At 71.7% G+C, this 16,218-nt stretch carries 15 protein-coding genes; 7 read left to right on the top strand and 8 right to left on the bottom strand.

All coding sequences use genetic code 11. The features are described from left to right. The coding region (locus ACRYR2_RS10145; RefSeq protein WP_459115343.1) for a phosphotriesterase family protein at positions 1-535 on the bottom strand (535 nt) is incomplete at its 3' end. A gap of 459 nt (positions 536-994) precedes the next feature. Between ACRYR2_RS10145 and ACRYR2_RS10140 the strand changes: the two genes are divergently transcribed. After that, positions 995-1,333: a hypothetical protein gene (locus tag ACRYR2_RS10140; protein ID WP_432562733.1), complete on the top strand. Its 339-nt coding sequence runs from the start codon at positions 995-997 to the stop codon at positions 1,331-1,333. Positions 1,334-1,453: 120 nt separating this feature from the next. Here the strand turns inward: ACRYR2_RS10140 and ACRYR2_RS10135 are convergent, their stop codons facing one another. Beyond that, entirely contained in the window at positions 1,454-1,897 is a 444-nt protein-coding gene (locus tag ACRYR2_RS10135) for an HIT family protein (protein ID WP_432562732.1), read from the bottom strand. 1,250 nt (positions 1,898-3,147) lie between these two features. Further along, positions 3,148-3,933, bottom strand: coding sequence for a DUF6924 domain-containing protein (locus ACRYR2_RS10130; RefSeq protein ID WP_432562731.1), 786 nt, complete (start codon positions 3,931-3,933; stop codon positions 3,148-3,150). Positions 3,934-4,184: 251 nt separating this feature from the next. On the opposite strand from ACRYR2_RS10130, the gene ACRYR2_RS10125 reads away from it, so the two are divergent. Beyond that, on the top strand, positions 4,185-4,694 hold the full coding sequence (locus ACRYR2_RS10125; RefSeq protein ID WP_432562730.1) for a DinB family protein: 510 nt from the start codon (positions 4,185-4,187) through the stop codon (positions 4,692-4,694). A 160-nt stretch (positions 4,695-4,854) separates the two neighbouring features. Here ACRYR2_RS10125 and ACRYR2_RS10120 read toward each other — a convergent pair whose 3' ends face one another. Continuing rightward, positions 4,855-5,472, bottom strand: coding sequence for a hypothetical protein (locus tag ACRYR2_RS10120; protein WP_432562729.1), 618 nt, complete (start codon positions 5,470-5,472; stop codon positions 4,855-4,857). A 224-nt stretch (positions 5,473-5,696) separates the two neighbouring features. Between ACRYR2_RS10120 and ACRYR2_RS10115 the strand changes: the two genes are divergently transcribed. Continuing rightward, positions 5,697-6,122 carry a Dabb family protein gene (locus ACRYR2_RS10115; RefSeq protein ID WP_432562728.1) on the top strand — a complete coding sequence of 142 codons (426 nt, stop codon included), beginning with the start codon at positions 5,697-5,699 and terminating at the stop codon, positions 6,120-6,122. A gap of 76 nt (positions 6,123-6,198) precedes the next feature. On the opposite strand, the gene ACRYR2_RS10110 is transcribed toward ACRYR2_RS10115, so the two are convergent. Further along, positions 6,199-7,692 carry a glycosyltransferase family 2 protein gene (locus ACRYR2_RS10110; protein WP_432562727.1) on the bottom strand — a complete coding sequence of 498 codons (1,494 nt, stop codon included), beginning with the start codon at positions 7,690-7,692 and terminating at the stop codon, positions 6,199-6,201. Between the two features lie 502 nt (positions 7,693-8,194). Here ACRYR2_RS10110 and ileS point away from each other — a divergent pair. From ileS to ACRYR2_RS10090, 4 genes are read left to right on the top strand one after another with little or no spacing between them, the layout of a single operon-like run. Then, positions 8,195-11,425: an isoleucine--tRNA ligase gene (ileS, locus tag ACRYR2_RS10105; RefSeq protein ID WP_432562726.1), complete on the top strand. Its 3,231-nt coding sequence runs from the start codon at positions 8,195-8,197 to the stop codon at positions 11,423-11,425. After that, positions 11,425-12,969: a bifunctional folylpolyglutamate synthase/dihydrofolate synthase gene (locus ACRYR2_RS10100; protein ID WP_432562725.1), complete on the top strand. Its 1,545-nt coding sequence runs from the start codon at positions 11,425-11,427 to the stop codon at positions 12,967-12,969. The genes ileS and ACRYR2_RS10100 overlap by 1 nt, the downstream gene beginning before the upstream one ends. After that, a complete protein-coding gene (locus ACRYR2_RS10095) occupies positions 12,966-13,331 on the top strand; it encodes a DUF4233 domain-containing protein (RefSeq protein ID WP_432562724.1) in 366 nt (121 codons plus the stop codon). Before ACRYR2_RS10100 ends, ACRYR2_RS10095 begins: the two co-directional genes overlap by 4 nt. 10 nt (positions 13,332-13,341) lie before the next feature. Next, entirely contained in the window at positions 13,342-13,668 is a 327-nt protein-coding gene (locus ACRYR2_RS10090) for a hypothetical protein (RefSeq protein ID WP_432562723.1), read from the top strand. 83 nt (positions 13,669-13,751) lie between these two features. Here the strand turns inward: ACRYR2_RS10090 and ACRYR2_RS10085 are convergent, their stop codons facing one another. The 3 genes from ACRYR2_RS10085 to ACRYR2_RS10075 all read right to left on the bottom strand — a co-directional run bounded on the left by ACRYR2_RS10085 (position 13,752) and on the right by ACRYR2_RS10075 (position 16,197). After that, positions 13,752-14,411, bottom strand: a complete 660-nt coding sequence (locus ACRYR2_RS10085) for a maleylpyruvate isomerase N-terminal domain-containing protein (RefSeq protein ID WP_432562722.1) — start codon at positions 14,409-14,411, stop codon at positions 13,752-13,754. Beyond that, positions 14,408-15,847, bottom strand: a complete 1,440-nt coding sequence (locus ACRYR2_RS10080; protein ID WP_432562721.1) for a sugar porter family MFS transporter — start codon at positions 15,845-15,847, stop codon at positions 14,408-14,410. The genes ACRYR2_RS10085 and ACRYR2_RS10080 overlap by 4 nt, the downstream gene beginning before the upstream one ends. A 101-nt stretch (positions 15,848-15,948) precedes the next feature. Beyond that, a complete protein-coding gene (locus ACRYR2_RS10075) occupies positions 15,949-16,197 on the bottom strand; it encodes a hypothetical protein (RefSeq protein ID WP_432562720.1) in 249 nt (82 codons plus the stop codon). Between the last annotated feature and the right edge of the window lie 21 nt (positions 16,198-16,218).

The raw sequence follows: 16,218 nt of genomic DNA, 5'->3' as shown, positions 1-16,218 counted from the left end.
CCCCCGCCCCCCCCCCCCCCCCCCCCCGCCCCACCCCCCCCCCCCCCCCCCGCCCGCCGCGGGGCCCCCCCCCCCCCCCCCCCCCCCCCCCCCCCCCCCCCCCCCCCCCCCCCCCCCCCCCCACGACCCGCTCCTCGACCGGCCGGATGCCGTCCTCGGCCGCCGAGATCTTGATGAAGCCGGCCAGGACACCGGAGTCCTCGACGCCCTCGGTCAGCTCGCGGTGCATCCACGCCTCGAGTTCGTCGTCGCTCGCGCCGTACACCCAGTCCGGCACCCACGGTTCCCGGTAGATCCCAGTTGCGACCACCACGGGTAGGCCCGTGCGGCGGCTCACGTTCACGATGAGGTCGACGCGCCGACCCAGGCCAGGAGGCGTGCACTCGACGAGCGCGGTGACCCCGGCCGCGGCCGCCCCGGCCAGCAGCGGTTCCACGACCGACGTGAACTGGGCCGGGTCGGCCTGGGCGAAACCGGGAGAGTCGGCGGGGCGGAAGTCGACGAGGAGGTGCTCGTGCGGCAGGACCAGACCCACGTCCCCGGCGCCGAGGGGACCCGACGTCGTGTGCAGGCGTCGTTCTCGTGCGGCGGTGTCGATGGGCTCTGCCACGTCGTCTCCCGGGTGCGGTGGGTGGACCCTGGTCCAGGGCTCGCCATCCTAGGAGCGCCGTCGCGTCAGCCCGACACCTGCGCGAGAACACCGGCGTCCTACCCGCTGCACGTGCAGGCTCCCGGCGAGTGGAACGCCGAGTTCGGACAGGAGGTACGCGGAGCAACGGTACGGGTGGCTCTGGGACTCACCTCGCTGTCACAAGACTGACGTTCCGGTCATCCCGCGGTGCGCGGGCGCACGGTCATCCCGCGACCAGCACGTTGCCCGCCTTTGAGGGACCCTCGCGGGCCAGACGCGCCCGCGATCGGCACGTGCTCTGACACCCTGGACATCGAAGGGCCAGTCACCGAGGAATCCGATCCACCAAGGGAGTCTGCGTCGATGAGGCGACAGCTGCTGACCGGACTCCTCGTGTGCACCGCTGCGCTGACAGCCTGCGCACCCTCATCCGAGCGTGCCTCGGCCTCCATCAGCGACTGGTCGGCAGACGGTAACGTCCTGCACCTGGGCATCAACTCCTGCAACGGCGACCCCCAGGCTTCTGTGGTCGAGACCGAAACAGACATCACCGTCACCGTCACCGCCGTCTTCCAGCAGGGAGGCGACAGCGCGGCCTGCATGGATGGACTGGCGATCACTGTCGCGGCCCCGGTGGGCGAGCGTGCGGTCATCGACGGGTTCACCGGACGTCAGGTCGATGCCCTACCGGCCACGGGTTGAACGCCGGACGACTCGCGCGCCGGCTTCCACTGTTCCTCTGGGCGGTACGTGCCCTATTCGATTTCCCTCGATGCCTGAGCCGAGGTACCGCTCATCCCGCCGTCCGCATGGTCATGGAGCTCAGGTCAGCAAGGTCGCGAGCCCGCCCCGCACCTGCGCGGCTGCATCGTCGAGCTCTTCCCGCTCACGAGGACGCCAGTCCGCACTGAGGCGGAAGGCGTCACCGGCGTAGCGGGGAAAGACGTGCAGATGGACATGCGGGATCTCTTGGAACGCTGCCTCCCCATCGGACAGCAGCAGGTTCACTCCCTCACACCGCAGGGCGCTTCGACGCAGCGCACGAGCGAGGCGCTGACCGGCCCGCCAGACGGCAACACCAGTTGTCTCGTCGAGGTCGTCGAGCAGAGGGGCGTGGCGGCGGGGTGCAATCAAGACGTGGCCCGGGTTGACCGGTTGGTAGTCCATGAACGCGACGACGTCTTGGTCCTCGTAGACGCGGCTGGTCTCGAGCCGGCCGTCGATGAGACGGCACAGGATGCAGGCGTCCTCGGCTGGTGCAGTCATCACTGGAGCATGGCGATGGCCCAGGTGCGGCGCTAGCGAGTTCACGGTCATCCCGCTGCCCGCGCGAGCTTGGCCGAACTCAAGGCGACTCCACCTCATGCCGATCAAGGGGTCACCCCACGCAGCCCAGAACGGCGACCACGGTGCACCCATCGCTCGACAACGCCGGCGACGACCGACGCCGCGGCGCGCTGGCCGCTGCGGCCATCGTCGGGGTGAGCCTGGCGGCGGCCGGGTGCAGCGCCGACAACGATGCCGACAAGGACGCTGACCCGGGGGACACCACCACCACCACCACCACCACCGTCAGTGGCCGAACAAGGCAGGGCCCACCTCGATGATCGACTCGCTCACACACCACGAGTGTGGGAGGCGCAGGAGCCGGCGCGAGCCACTCCAAGCTCGTGGCGCTCATGGCGTTCTCGTGGCGCCTCGGCAGTCCTCCTGCAGCCTCACCAGCACCTGCCTCTCACGACGGCACGCGGTGCCCGTGTCCACACGAGGTCATGGGCCGAGCCGCTGGGCTCGACGAGGACCTGCCTGGTACGTCGTCAGCGCAGGTGCCAGGCGGTCCAAGCGCCTGCGAGGATGACCGCGATCGGGAGCCGGACGTACCACCGGAGCCAAGACGGCACCAGAACGATCGGCAGGACGAGCACGACGCCGGAGGCGACTCGCCACGGAACTGGGCTCCGCGCGTCCTGACGCATGCCGAGCCCGCCCCCGCTGCAGTCGCTCAAGCCGCACTCTGCGAGGGCGGAGAAGAAGTTGCAGGCGACCGCTCCCGCGAACGACACGGGCGAGAGAGCGAGCAGGAGGGCCAGCCACGGCCAGCGGCGCGGTGGCTTCCTCACCGGTGCAGGTGTGCGGTCTGACACGCAACTCCTCGGCGGGTTCGATGTGGAACCGGCCGACCCATGCGGTGAGGCGGCCGGCCGTTGCGCGTCAGATCGGGCGGGGCGAACCGGATGCTTGCGTTGGTGAGGACGGTACCGAGGTGCAGGCGCGCCACTGGATCGACGAGCTCCCGCGCCGTGGGGAACTGAGCACGACCGACCCCGGCCCCGAGCTGGGTTTCCGGAGGCTAGGGCCGTCCTCGTCCTCGACGACCTGCGAGACTCGGACGAGAAGGTCCTCCGGTTGCTCCGACCACCTCGCGGTCATGCCGCGCTGCGCAGGCGGAGTGACCGGTCGTGGCGCCGCCTCACACACCTGACGACTCCCTCCACCCCGCCGGCCAGGGCGACTGCTCAGTGCACACCGCGGAACACCCCATCAGGATCAGCCGAACCCGCGAAGTCGTCCCAGTCCATGGTCGTGAGGGACGAGTTGTCCTCCACCGAGGCCAGAACCTGCGCGGCCACACGCAACTCCCGGGCCGCACCACCATCGACCTGCTGCACCAGCAGCGGCATCTCCGGCGAGGTCAGCGTCGCTGCGTCGGCGACCACGAGCAGCACGTTCGGCGGCGCAACGGCGGCCAGGTCCTCGACGGAGGCACCCGCCCACCGTGGGTGCTCGACGGTGGTCAGGTACGGCACGAACCCTTCGGGGCTGGGCGTCTGCAGGACGCCGCGCAACGCCTCCCACTGCGACTGGTGGGTGACGTCGGTCCGGATGAGCAGCGATCCCCGGTCGGCCGGCAGGACGCCGGTTGCTGCCTGCGCCTCGTCCTCGGCGCTGAACCCGTGATCCTCGTCCTCGGCCACCACCTCTCGCAACCGTTCGTCGGCGGCCCGTTGCGCCTCCTGCTCCGACCTCCCTCGCCCTTGCGCCGCCAGGGCCGCCAGCCGTTCCTGCTCGGCTCGGGGGTCGGGTGTGCTCTCCTGGACGCACAACCAGGCGTCACCGTCGGCTGCGTCCGGCGGCGGTCCACACCCCGACCCGGCGGCGTCGCTCCCGAAGGAGGGGGCCGAGCTGACCGTGGGCGTCTCGAACTCACGCTGATCCACCGCTGAGCCGCCTGCCGGGTCGGACGGGGCGCCGCACGCGGCGGTCGCCATCAGCAGAGTGGCCAGGGGCAGGACGGAGCGCACCGGCTGAGTCTGCTCGATGGTCGGTGTCTGAGGGGGGCGAACACTTCGCCTGGACCCGGTCGCAGCAGCGAACAGTCCGCTGCGCCGAGTCTTCAGCCGGCCACACGAGGAGCACCGGAGCCACGATCCGCTGCAGCGACCGATTCCACGGACTCGCCGCGGGCCGTGCGCTCGCTCCAGGAGACGCGAGGTCGACGGGAGCCGGAGCGCCGGGTGTGGCCAGCTCCGCACGTCGTCGGCATCCTCGTCCCATGCCCTTCGCCGGTGAACCCTCAGCCGACAGTCCCGACACCTTCGCCCTGGCCGTGGACTACCTCGAGTGGTACGGCGAGGTCCTGCTCCGCCGACTCGACGGGCTGAGCCCGCAGCAGCAGACCACCCCGGCGGTTCCCTCGGGCTGGTCCGCCCTCGGCCTGGTCAAGCACTCCGCCTCGGTCAGGCGGTATTGGATGCGGCACGTCTTCGCCGGCGAGGACGTCGACTTCAGCTGGCCGGGTACCGCTGAGCAGGAGTGGCAGGTCAGCGCGGACGACACCCCGCAGCGCATCTGCGATTACTACCGGGCTGAGCACGAGAACTCGCTGCGCATCCTGCGCCGTACGGCGCCGGAGGTGGTCGCGGCGCGCAGCTACGGCGACACCGACGTCCGGCCGACCCTGGCCTGGATCCTGCTGCACCTGCTGCAGGAGTCCGCTCGCCACAGCGGCCACCTCGACATCAGCCGCGAACTCACCGACGGGGCCACCCAGCTGGATCCGTGAGGGCCTTCCGCGGCAGACACGGGCACACCGGCCTGGGAGTGCCGAGCACTCGCTCGCGCTTCGCGCGCTCGTGCCGAAACGCCTGAGATCGCCGACCGGCTCAGCTCCGGCGGCGGGAGGCCGCCACCGAGTCCACCGTCGCCACGGGCTGACCGATCGGTCATGCACCGTCGACCTCGACCGACACCTCCAGCACACCCTCGTTGTCCAGCACCCCCGGCGCCTGCCCCGCAGAAGCCCACCGCACCGGCGTCGTGAAGCTCGTCGATCCCGACCCCGCCGAGCCCAGCGTCAGGTACCACCCCGACCACGCCCCGCAGGCGCCGTACTCCTCGCACGGCAACTGGTGCGGGTCGTCGATGTGGACCGTCGCTCCACCGGCCTGCAACCGCTGCGCTTGGACGCTGACCCAGCCTGAGGCCGTCAGTGCCACTTCCACTCCCGCCGCCTCGCACGGGCGGAGCCGCAGGACCACACTCGGCCCGACCTGTTGCTCGCTGGCCGGTGAGAACACCGGCGTGCTCAGCACCGCCTGCGGCGCCGCCTCGCCGACCGGCCCACCGGCGGTTCCGGGGGCGGCCGGCTGCAGGGTCGCGCTGAACGTGACGGTGCTGGGTCCGGCGTCGCAGTCCCGCACCTCCACGCCGTCCGGGCGGGAGGCTGCGTCCGGGGCGCGCCACGGGGCCCAGGCGCCCACCGCACCCAGGACCAGGACCGCGGCGGCGGTCACCAGCGGGGCTCGCCGCCTCGACGGGTGGTTCTTCCTGCGTTGCTTCACGAGCAGACCGAACGAGGGCCGGGCCGGGAGCTGCGAGTGCGCACCGAGCCATCGTGCCGGTCCCCGTCAGCCCCGTCCGGGCGGTCGACTCGATCGGCAACCGGTCGGAGGCTGGGCCCGCCCGGTCGTGCCGCGGCACGGTCGTCGCGCGCTGACCTCCCGCCGGCACGTCCACCGCTGCGCGGCTGCCGGGCGCTCCGCCCGGGCTGCGGCAGGATGCGGACGTGATCGAGGAGCTGAAGCGCCAACTGGCCGAGGTGGGACCCGCCGCCTTCACCGCCCGCGACTACCGGCCGGGGACGGTGCGGCACGTGGTCCTGTTCCGCTACCGCGAGGAGGTGACGCCCGAGCAGGAGCAGGAGGTGCTGCGGCGCTTCCGGGCCCTGGCCGGTTCGCGGCGCGAGGACGGGCAGCCGTACGTCGTCTCGATCGAGGCGGGGGAGCAGGGCAGCGGCGAGGAGGTCGGTCACGGGTTCCGGCACGGCATCGTGGTGACCTTCGCCTCCGAGGGGGACCGCAACTACTACGTCGGCACACCGGTCGTGGACGACCCGGCTCACGCCGACCCCGAGCACGCCGCGTTCAAGGAGTTCGTCGGCCCGCTGCTGCACCCGCAGGACGGCGTGCTGGTGTTCGACATCACGGCCTGAGCCCGGGCGCGGACGCCGAACGGCGCGCACGGTCCGGGGACCGTGCGCGCCGTTCGGCGTGAGCTGGTGGGGTGCCTCAGGCGGTGAGCCCGCGGGTCGGGCGCAGCAGCTTCACGACGAGCAGGACGCTGGCGCAGATCGTCAGGAAGGCCAGCGCTCGCCACCCGACGGTGAGGACGGCGCGCTGGAACTCCACGCTGGCCTGGGTCAGCCAGTACCACGCGCCCACCGAGGAGACGACGACCGAACCCATGAGCGTGCCGAGCAGGGCGCCGGAGCCGTTGCCGGTGCGCTTGCCGGCCTCGGCCGCGGCCTGGGCCGCCCACAGGTCGCGGCGCTTGCCGAGCAGGTGGGTCACCCACGACTTGGCGGTGTTCCAGCCGGAGAACCACAGCCACAGCTCACCGGGCAGCCACAGGACGGCGAACAGGTAGTCGGCGCGCGTACGGTGCGGCGACAGGTGGGCCATCTTCAGCTGGTACAGCGCCGCCAGGACGGTCGGGGTCAGCCACCACCACGACCACACGAACTGCGAGACCGACACCGAGGCGGCGAGCAGCGCGACGAACGCCAGCCGCATGAGGACGTTGAGTCCCAGACCGATGTGCTGCAACCAGAACGGCAGCGTCCGCTTGGACAGCGGCATGGTCGTCATGAGCGAGATGAGGCCGGCGTTCCACTTGGCCCGCTGGCCGGACAGGGCGCGCACGGTCGGCATCGCGCCGACCTGGGCGCGGGCGCTGGCCGACATGACGGTCGTCCAGCCCATCTCCTGCAGTTCCAGGCCCAGCTGGGCGTCCTCGGTCGCGGTCTCGTTCGTCCACGGGGCGTTGCGGCGGTGCCGGCGGGCCACCTCGTCGACGGCGTTGAACCGGAAGGCCGAGCACTGCCCACCGACGATCGTGGTCTTGCGGGCACGTTCGTTGGCCCGGACCTGGAACTGGGTGAAGTCCATCTTCTGCGCGCGGACCAGCTGGCGGTTGAACCAGCCGCCGGTGCCCTCGGCGAAGTGGTACTTGGCCGACACGGCCGCCGCGCTGGGGGTCTTGAGGAGTTCGGCCTCGAGGTCGGCGAGGCAGTCGGGGTCCAGGACGACGTCGGCGTCCATGCTGACCATGACGTCGAACGCGCCGCCGGCGAGGAACTCCGTGTAGCCCGTGGACAGGGCGCCGACCTTGGCGTCGGTGTTGCCGGAGGTCTCGACGACCTTCACCCCGCGGTAGCGGCGGGCGATCTTCACGGTGTCGTCGGTGCAGTTGTCCGCGACGACGACGATGAGGTCGGGGGTGCGGGTCTGCGCCATGAGCGAGTCCAGGCACGCCTCGATGTCCTGCTCCTCGTTGTGCGCGGGCAGCAGGACGGCCATCTTGGCCACGCGGCGGGTGGCCGGCCGGTAGCGCAGCCGGTGCATCGTGACCTCGAGCACGCGCCGGGCGGACAGTGCCGTCTCCGCGAGGCGCTCGGCGATGTTCGCGCGGGGGACCGGCACCGTCGCGCGGGGCACGAGGGTGCCCTCGACGACCCGGGGGTCGGGCTGGACCAGCAGTGGAGCGAGTTCTTGAACGGCCATGGGGTGCCTCCGGGCGGGCGACGGGCGCTGCGGTGGGGAACTGCTGCGCGGGCTCGTCAGTGACGTTAGGTAGCCGATTGCTCCGCCGCTGCCTCCGTTCCGCCGCACGAGGTAACGCTGTGCTCATGTTCCGACCGCTTGGCGGCGGCTTCATCACACGATGTGACGAGAGGTCGCATCAAGGCTGACCACCAGTCATGACTCGGTGTCAGTCGGTCACGGGACGCTCCGAACGGGGAAGACCGGGCAGCCCGGGACGGTTACGATGGATGCACAGGCGTCGAACCGGCCATCACCGGTGAGCCTCCGGAAGAACGGACCCCTCCCGCAGGGGTCTCACTAGACCCGGGCGGGTCCGGCCCGCGTGAGCACGCCGGACGAGAGTGGTCGTCCCCGCAGGTCCCCGGACCGTCGGGGGACGGCAAGCGGGGTGGTACCGCGGCACCGCCGGCCCCGGCGGGAGTCGTCCTCGCGGCTGGAGCAGTTCAGTCGAGGAGACACGGTGTCCGAGGACGTGACGGAAGCCCCGCAGACGGCGGCGGAGGTCGCAGGTGATGCGACGAGCAGCCCCAGCTTCCCCGAGATCGAGCAGCGCGTCCTCGACTCCTGGAAGGCCGACGACACCTTCCGCGCCAGCGTCGAGGCCCGCAAGGGCTCCGCGGCCGGGGAGTTCGTCTTCTACGACGGCCCGCCCTTCGCCAACGGCCTGCCGCACTACGGCCACCTGCTGACCGGGTACGTCAAGGACCTCGTCCCGCGCTACAAGACGATGCGCGGTCACCAGGTCGAGCGCCGCTTCGGCTGGGACACCCACGGCCTGCCCGCCGAGGTCGAGGCCGAGAAGCAGCTGGGGATCACCCACAAGTCCGAGATCGAGGCCCTCGGCGTCGCGACGTTCAACGACACCTGCCGCACCTCGGTCCTGCGCTACACGCGGGAGTGGGAGGAGTACGTCACCCGGCAGGCGCGCTGGGTCGACTTCGACAACGACTACAAGACCCTCGACACCGACTACATGGAGTCGGTCATGTGGGCCTTCAAGACGCTGTGGGACAAGGGCCTGGTCTACGAGGGCTTCCGCGTCCTGGCCTACTGCTGGCGGTGCGAGACCCCGCTGAGCAACTCCGAGACGCGCCTGGACGACGTCTACCGCAACCGGCAGGACCCCGCGGTCACCGTCGGGTTCCGGTTCACCGACGCCGGCGACGACCTCGACGGCGTGCTGGCGCTCATCTGGACCACCACGCCCTGGACGCTGCCCAGCAACCTGGCGATGGCCGTGCACCGCGACCTGGAGTACGTCGTGGTCACCGGCACGGGGGAGCACGAGGGGGAGAAGTTCCTGCTCGCCGCCGACCGGCTCGGGAACTACGCCCGCGAACTGGGGGAGGACGCCGCCGAGCGCGTCGTCGCCCGCTACCGCGGCGCGGACCTGCTGGGCCGGCACTACGTTCCGCCGTTCGACTACTTCGCCGGCCGCGAGAACGCCCACCAGGTCCTGGCCGCCGACTACGTCACGACCGACTCCGGCACCGGGATGGTCCACATCGCCCCCGCGTTCGGCGAGGACGACAAGCTCGTCACCGACGCGGCCGGCATCGTCCCGGTCGTGCCGGTCGCCGCCGACGGCACGTTCACCGCCGAGGTCCGCGACTTCGCCGGCATGCACGTCTTCGACGCCAACAAGGAGATCAGCCGCACCCTGCGCGACGGCGTCCCCAGCGGTGCCGTCCTCCTGCGCCTGGAGACCTACGACCACTCCTACCCGCACTGCTGGCGGTGCGGGAACGCGCTGATCTACCGCGCGGTCTCCAGCTGGTTCGTCAAGGTCACCGCGATCCGCGACCGCATGGTCGAGCTGAACGAGCAGATCACCTGGGTGCCCGAGCACGTCAAGCACGGCTCGTTCGGCAAGTGGCTCGAAGGTGCGCGCGACTGGTCCATCAGCCGCAACCGCTACTGGGGCAGCCCGATCCCGGTGTGGACGTCGGACGACCCGAACTACCCGCGGGTCGACGTGTACGGATCGCTGGACGACCTCGAACGCGACTTCGGCGTGCGCCCGGCCGACCTGCACCGCCCGAACATCGACGAGCTGACCCGGCCCAACCCCGACGACCCGACGGGGAAGTCGACCATGCGCCGGGTTCCCGAGGTCCTGGACTGCTGGTTCGAGTCCGGGTCGATGCCGTTCGCCCAGGTGCACTACCCGTTCGAGAACACCGAGTGGTTCGAGAGCCACTACCCGGGCGACTTCATCGTCGAGTACATCGGGCAGACCCGCGGCTGGTTCTACACGCTGCACGTCCTGGCGACGGCGCTGTTCGACCGGCCCGCGTTCACCACGTGCGTCTCGCACGGCATCCTGCTCGGCGACGACGGCCGCAAGATGAGCAAGTCGCTGCGCAACTACCCGGACGTGTCCGAGGTGCTGGACCGCGACGGCTCGGACGCCATGCGCTGGTTCCTCATGAGCTCGCCCGTCCTGCGCGGCGGGAACCTCATCGTCACCGAGCAGGGCATCCGCGACTCCGTCCGCCAGGTGCTGCTGCCGCTGTGGAACACCTACCAGTTCTTCCAGCTGTACTCCGGCACCTCCAGCCACACCCCGCGGTGGCGGACCAGCTCGACCGACGTCCTGGACCGGTACGTCCTGGCCAAGCTGCACGACACCGTCGTGGCGGTGACCGAGCAGCTCGACGCCTACGACATCGCCGGGGCCTGCGAGACGTCCCGGCAGTTCCTGGACTCCCTCACGAACTGGTACGTCCGGCGCTCGCGGGCGGCGTTCTGGGACGGGGAGTCCGACCGGGCGCGCGACGCCTTCGACACCCTCCACACGGTGCTGGAGACGACGACGCGGATGCTCGCGCCGCTGCTGCCGCTGTTCACCGAGGAGATCTGGCGGACGCTGACCGGTGGCCGCTCGGTGCACCTGACCGACTGGCCCGATCCGGTCGACCTGCCCAGCGACCCCGCGCTGGTCGCGGCGATGGACGAGGCCCGGGCGACGTGCTCGAGCGCGCTCGCGCTGCGCAAGGCCAACGGCCTGCGGGTGCGGCTGCCGCTCGGCCGGCTCGAGGTGCTGGTGTCGGACCCGGCGGCGCTGGAACCGTTCGCGCACCTCGTCGCGGACGAGGTCAACGTCCGCGAGGTGGCGCTCGGCCCGATCGAGCGGGCCGTGGAGTACGGCGTCGTCGCGAAGCTGACCGTCAACGCGCGGGCGGCCGGTCCCCGGCTGGGCAAGCAGGTCCAGCAGGCGATCAAGGGGTCCAAGAGCGGGGACTGGGAGGAACGTCCGGACGGGACGGTCGTCTCCGGTGGCGTCGAGCTCGTCGAGGGCGAGTACGAGCTGTCGACCTCCGTCGAGGGCGCGGACACGGGGCGGGCGACGTCGGCGCTGGACGGCGGCGGGTTCGTCGTCCTGGACACGACCGTCACCCCGGAACTGGCGGCCGAGGGCATCGCCCGCGACGTCGTCCGGCTCGTCCAGCAGGCCCGGCGCGACGCCGGCCTGCACGTGTCGGACCGGATCCGGCTCACGGTCGCGGCCGACGGGCCCGTGTGGGAGGCGCTGGTGACGCACCAGAACCTCGTCGTGGAGGAGACGCTGGCCCAGCAGTTCGGTTCCAGCGGCTCGGCCGACGCGCTGCCCGCCGAGTCCGCCACGCTCGTGGGCTCGGTCGAGGGTCACGAGGTGCGCATCGCCGTGTCCCGGACGGAGGACCTGTGATGGGTGACCCCTTCGACCCCGAACGTGAGCTCGAGGAACTCCTCGGGCCGATCGGCGACGGGACCGACGACACGGGGGAGGCCTTCGGCACCGACGGCCTGCGCCGCGGCCGGGTGCCGCAGGACCGCCGCTCGCCCCGGATGGACTCCACGGGCAAGCTCGTCCCGGCCGGGCCCGCCGAGGAGGAGGACCGGTTCGCCGAGGTCGTCGCCCAGATCCTGTCCCGCAACCCCGAGCACCGCATCCACCCGAAGCTGGACCGCGTGCGCGAGGCGTGCGGGCTGCTGGGGGACCCGCAGCTGGCCTACCGGGTCGTGCACCTGGCCGGCACCAACGGCAAGACGTCGACGGCGCGCATGGTGGAACGGCTGGTCCGCGAGCACGACCTGCGCACCGGCCGGTTCACCAGCCCGCACCTGGTCGACATCACCGAGCGCATCGCCATCGACGGCGACCCCATCTCGCACGCGGCGTTCGTGCGGGCGTGGGACGACGTCGAACCCGTCGTGACGATCGTCGACGAGCGCGCCGCCGAGCGCGGTGAGCCCCGGCTGAGCTTCTTCGAGGTGCTCACGCTCATGGCGTTCGCCGCCTTCGCCGACACCCCCGTCGACGTCGCGATCATCGAGACGGGCCTGGGGGGCACCTGGGACACGACCAACGTCGTGCAGCCGGACGTCGCCGTCGTCACGCCGGTCTCGATGGACCACGAGACGTGGCTGGGGTCGACGATCGAGGAGATCGCCGGGCAGAAGGCCGGGATCATCAAGCACGGCTCCACCGTCGTCCTGGGCCGGCAGGAGGAGGAGGCCGGCGCCGTGCTGCTGGCCAAGGCCGCCGCCGAACGCGTCACGGTCGTGCGCGAGGGGCTGGACTTCGGCGTCGAGGAACGCACGCTGGCCGTCGGGGGACAGCAGGTCTCGCTGCGCACCCGCGGCGGCCTGTACGCCGACGTGTTCCTGCCGCTGCACGGCGCGCACCAGGCCGAGAACGCGGCCACGGCGCTGAGCGCGGCCGAGGCGCTGCTGGCGATGCCCGGCGGCACGCTGATGCCCGCGCTGGTCGAGGCGGCGTTCGCCGACGTCACCTCCCCCGGACGGCTGGAGGTCCTGCGCACGTCCCCGCTCATCCTGGCCGACGCCGCGCACAACCCGGGTGGGGCGCAGGCGCTGGCCACGGCGATCGCGGAGGCGTTCACGCTCAGCCGGCTGGTCGGCGTCGTGGCGGTCATGGGCGACAAGGACGTCGAGGGCATCCTGCACGCCCTCGAACCCGTCCTGGCCGAGATCGTCGTGACCCGGTCCAGCTCGGCCCGCGGACTGGAGCCGTCCGAGCTCGGCGAGATCGCCGAGGACGTCTTCGGGGAGGACCGGGTGCACGTCGTGGAACGTCTCGACGAGGCCATCGCCACGGCCGTCGACCTGGCCGAGTCCGAGGCCGGAGCCGGCGGCGGCATCGGCGGCTCCGGTGCCGGGGTCGTCGTCGCCGGGTCGGTCGTGCTCGCCGGGGACGCGCGGGCGTTGCTGGGGAAGGGGAAGCAGTGAAGCGCAGCACCAAGCGGTTGTTCGCCGCGACGACCCTCTCCTGCGAGGCGCTGCTGGTGTTCTTCGCCACGCTCGTGGCGTACGGCCTGGTGCCGATGGAGGACCGTTCCGTCAGCTACCTGGTCGTCGGCGGGATCGTCATGCTGCTGTGCGTCCTGTGCGCGGGGATGCTGCGCTCGCCCGTGGGGTACGTCCTGGGCTGGGTCCTGCAGGTCGTCATCGTCGCGGGGGGTTTCGTGGTGCCCATGATGTTCGGCATCGGCGCCGCCTTCGCCGTCATCTGGTTCTTCGCCCTGCGGATCGGCGCCCGTGTCGACCGCGAGAAGGCCGAGGTGGCCCGCCGCCTCGCCGAACAGTCCTGAGAGGACCGCTGTGCGCATCTCCATCGACCCCGCGGCCGTCGACCCGGCCGAACTCCTCGAGCGGGACGAGTTCACGTCCTTCGACGTCGCCGTCCCGCCGGGGACCACCGTCGCGGAGCTGTCCGCCGTGCTGGGGTCGGTCGGCGAGCTCGACGCCCTCGGCGAGGACCTGACCACGGCCCACGTCCGGGTCAGCGTCGAGTGGCTGCGCCAGACCGCGCACGCCGAAGGCGCCGACGGGGCGTGGGACGAGCAGTTCGAGGGCATGCTCGCCCACGCCGAGGGGAGGGGCTGGGTCGAGGGCGGCACGGTCCGCGCCCACGTCGTCGAACTCTGACCAGCCGTGCTTGATCACCACTGTGCTTGATCACGGTGATCGAGCACCGTGGTGATCGAGCACTGTGGTGATCGAGCACGGGGTCAGCGCAGGACGGGGAACCGGTGGGCGAGGGCGGGGAACTCCTGCCGCAGTCCGTCGGTCAACGGAACCCGTCCGGTGCCGGCCAGCACCACCGTCGCATCGTCCCAGTCCGCCGGAACCGCGCCGTCGGCGAGGTCGTCGACGGTCCGCCGGGCCAGGTGCAGCGCCGAGGCGGCCGGGGGAGCGGCGATGAGGTCGAGGTGGTGCACGGCCAGTTCGACGGCCCAGCTGCCGAGGAAGTCGCCCGTGCCGAAGGTGAGGTCCTGGAACCCGACCCGCCCCTCACGGCACCTCCGCACCCCGCGCAGCAGCGCGGCGACGGTGTCGCCGACGTGGCCGGTCAGCTCCGACGGCTCGGGGTAGGCGCGGACGAACCCGTCGAGCCTGCGCGCCTCCCGGTCCGGGTCCCCTCCGGCCGGGTAGCGCGCCCAGTACCCGGCGGCGTCGACGGTCACCGGCCCCGGCTCGGCGACGTCCAGCAGCGCCAGCGCCACCTCCTGCAGCCCGAGGAGCACGTGCACCAGGAGCTGTCCGCAGTTCCAGCCCGCGCACCGGCTGGGGGCCTCGAGGTCGTCGAAGGCGGTCAGGACCTGCTGCCACGACGCGAGCTCGTCGAGCAGGGCGTCGCGGCCCTCCTCGTGGGGCAGGTGCAGGGTCACGCCGGACTCGCCGGGGAGTCCATGTCCTCCAGTTCCCGGCCCTTGGTCTCCTGCACGGCCCTGCGCACGAAGACGAACGACAGCAACGCGATCACCGCGTACAACCCGTAGGCGAACTGCAACCCGAGCTCGGCCAGCGAGGGGAAGGTCGTGGAGATGGCGAAGTTCGCCAGCCACTGCGCGGCGGCGGCCACGGCCAGGCCGGCGGCGCGGATCTTGCCGGGGAACATCTCACCCAGCAGGACCCAGACGACCGGGCCCCACGTGGCGCCGAAGGAGATGACGTAGACGTTCGCGGCGACGACGCCGATCGGCCCCCAGGGATCGGGCAGCGAGGGGTTCTCGGCGCTCCCGGTGGCCTGCGAGAACGCGATCGCCATGACGGTCAGGGACACGAACATGCCCGCCGACCCGATGGTCAGCAACGGCTTGCGGCCGATCTTGTCGACCGTGGCGATCGCGATGAACGTCACGACGACGTTGGTGACCGAGGTGATGACCGACGTCGTGAGGGCGTCGGACTCGTCGAAGCCGACGGCCTGCCACAGCGTCGTGGAGTAGTAGAAGATCACGTTGATGCCGACGCCCTGCTGCAGGACCGACAGCAGGATCCCGACCCACACGATCGGCAGCAGCCCGAAGCGGGGTCCGCGCAGGTCGCGCAGGCTCGGGTCGTGCTCGCGCCGCATCGAGTTCTTGATGTCGTTCACCTTGCGCTGCACGGCTTCGAGGCTGCGCGTGCCGAGGACCTCGCGCAGCACCTCACCCGCGCGCTGGGTCTCGCCCTTGGCGATGAGGTAGCGCGGGGACTCGGGGACCTGCAGGGCCAGGAACGCCCAGACCACCGACGGCACGACCCCGACGAGGAACATCCACCGCCAGGCCTCCCAGCCCAGCCACGTCGACTCGGCCGCACCGCCGGCGGTGTTCGCGATGAAGGCGTCCGACAGCAGCGCCGCGAAGATGCCCACGGTGATGGCCAGCTGCTGCAGCGAGGCCAGCCGGCCGCGGATGTGGGCCGGTGCGACCTCGGCGATGTAGGTCGGGGCGATGACGGAGGCGACACCGACGCCGAGCCCCCCGACGACGCGCCACAGGATGAGGTCCCACACGGCGAAGGCGAACGCCGAACCGACCGCGCCGACCGCGAACAGGATCCCGCCGACGACCATGACGGACTTGCGGCCGAACCGGTCGGCGATGCGCCCGGCGAACCAGGCGCCGACGGCCGCGCCGAGCAGGGCGCAGGAGACGGCGAAACCGGACAGGCCGCTGGACAGCGCGAACTGGTCGGTCACGGCGTCCACCGCACCGTTGACGACCGAGGTGTCGAACCCGAAGAGGAAACCGCCGATGGCGGCGACGATCGAGATCATCACCACCTTGGTCGTGGTGCGCTGTCCTTCGTCGACGTCCGGTACGTTTTCGGAACTCATGACGGGCCCTTCTCGTTGTCGCCCCGCGCCTCGCGCCGGAGCCCGTCCTCGATGGTCCGCCCGCGGTTGGATCACCGCACGTCGGAGGGCGTGGGACGTGGTCAGGCGTCCTCGCCGCGCGCCGTCGCGAGGTCGTGCGCGGCCATGTCGACGGCCTCCTCGGCCCGGCGCGCCGCGTCGACCAGCCCCGCGAGCGCCGAGCCGTCCGGGATCCGGGCGGACCGTCCGCCGTAGGCCTTGGCCAGTGCCCGCGCCTCGGCGGCCAGCTCGGCCAGCACGCTCGCGGCCTCGTCGCGGGCCGCTCGCAGCGCGGCCTCCTGGGCGGTGGTGTCCTCGCGGTCGTGACGCACCGGACCATCGTGTCCGATCCG

The organism is Kineococcus deserti, assembly GCF_050871945.1.
Taxonomy (GTDB): Bacteria; Actinomycetota; Actinomycetes; order Actinomycetales; family Kineococcaceae; genus Kineococcus.
The sequence above is the reverse complement of the archived record's forward strand: the minus strand, read 5'-3'. Positions and strand labels throughout refer to the sequence as shown.

Coding starts and splice junctions, on each gene's coding strand:
- ACRYR2_RS10140 (WP_432562733.1), top strand. CDS start 995: ATGAGGCGACAGCTGCTGACCGGACTCCTCGTGTGCACCGCTGCGCTG.
- ACRYR2_RS10135 (WP_432562732.1), bottom strand. CDS start 1,897: ATGACTGCACCAGCCGAGGACGCCTGCATCCTGTGCCGTCTCATCGAC.
- ACRYR2_RS10125 (WP_432562730.1), top strand. CDS start 4,185: ATGCCCTTCGCCGGTGAACCCTCAGCCGACAGTCCCGACACCTTCGCC.
- ACRYR2_RS10110 (WP_432562727.1), bottom strand. CDS start 7,692: ATGGCCGTTCAAGAACTCGCTCCACTGCTGGTCCAGCCCGACCCCCGG.
- ACRYR2_RS10100 (WP_432562725.1), top strand. CDS start 11,425: ATGGGTGACCCCTTCGACCCCGAACGTGAGCTCGAGGAACTCCTCGGG.
- ACRYR2_RS10080 (WP_432562721.1), bottom strand. CDS start 15,847: ATGAGTTCCGAAAACGTACCGGACGTCGACGAAGGACAGCGCACCACG.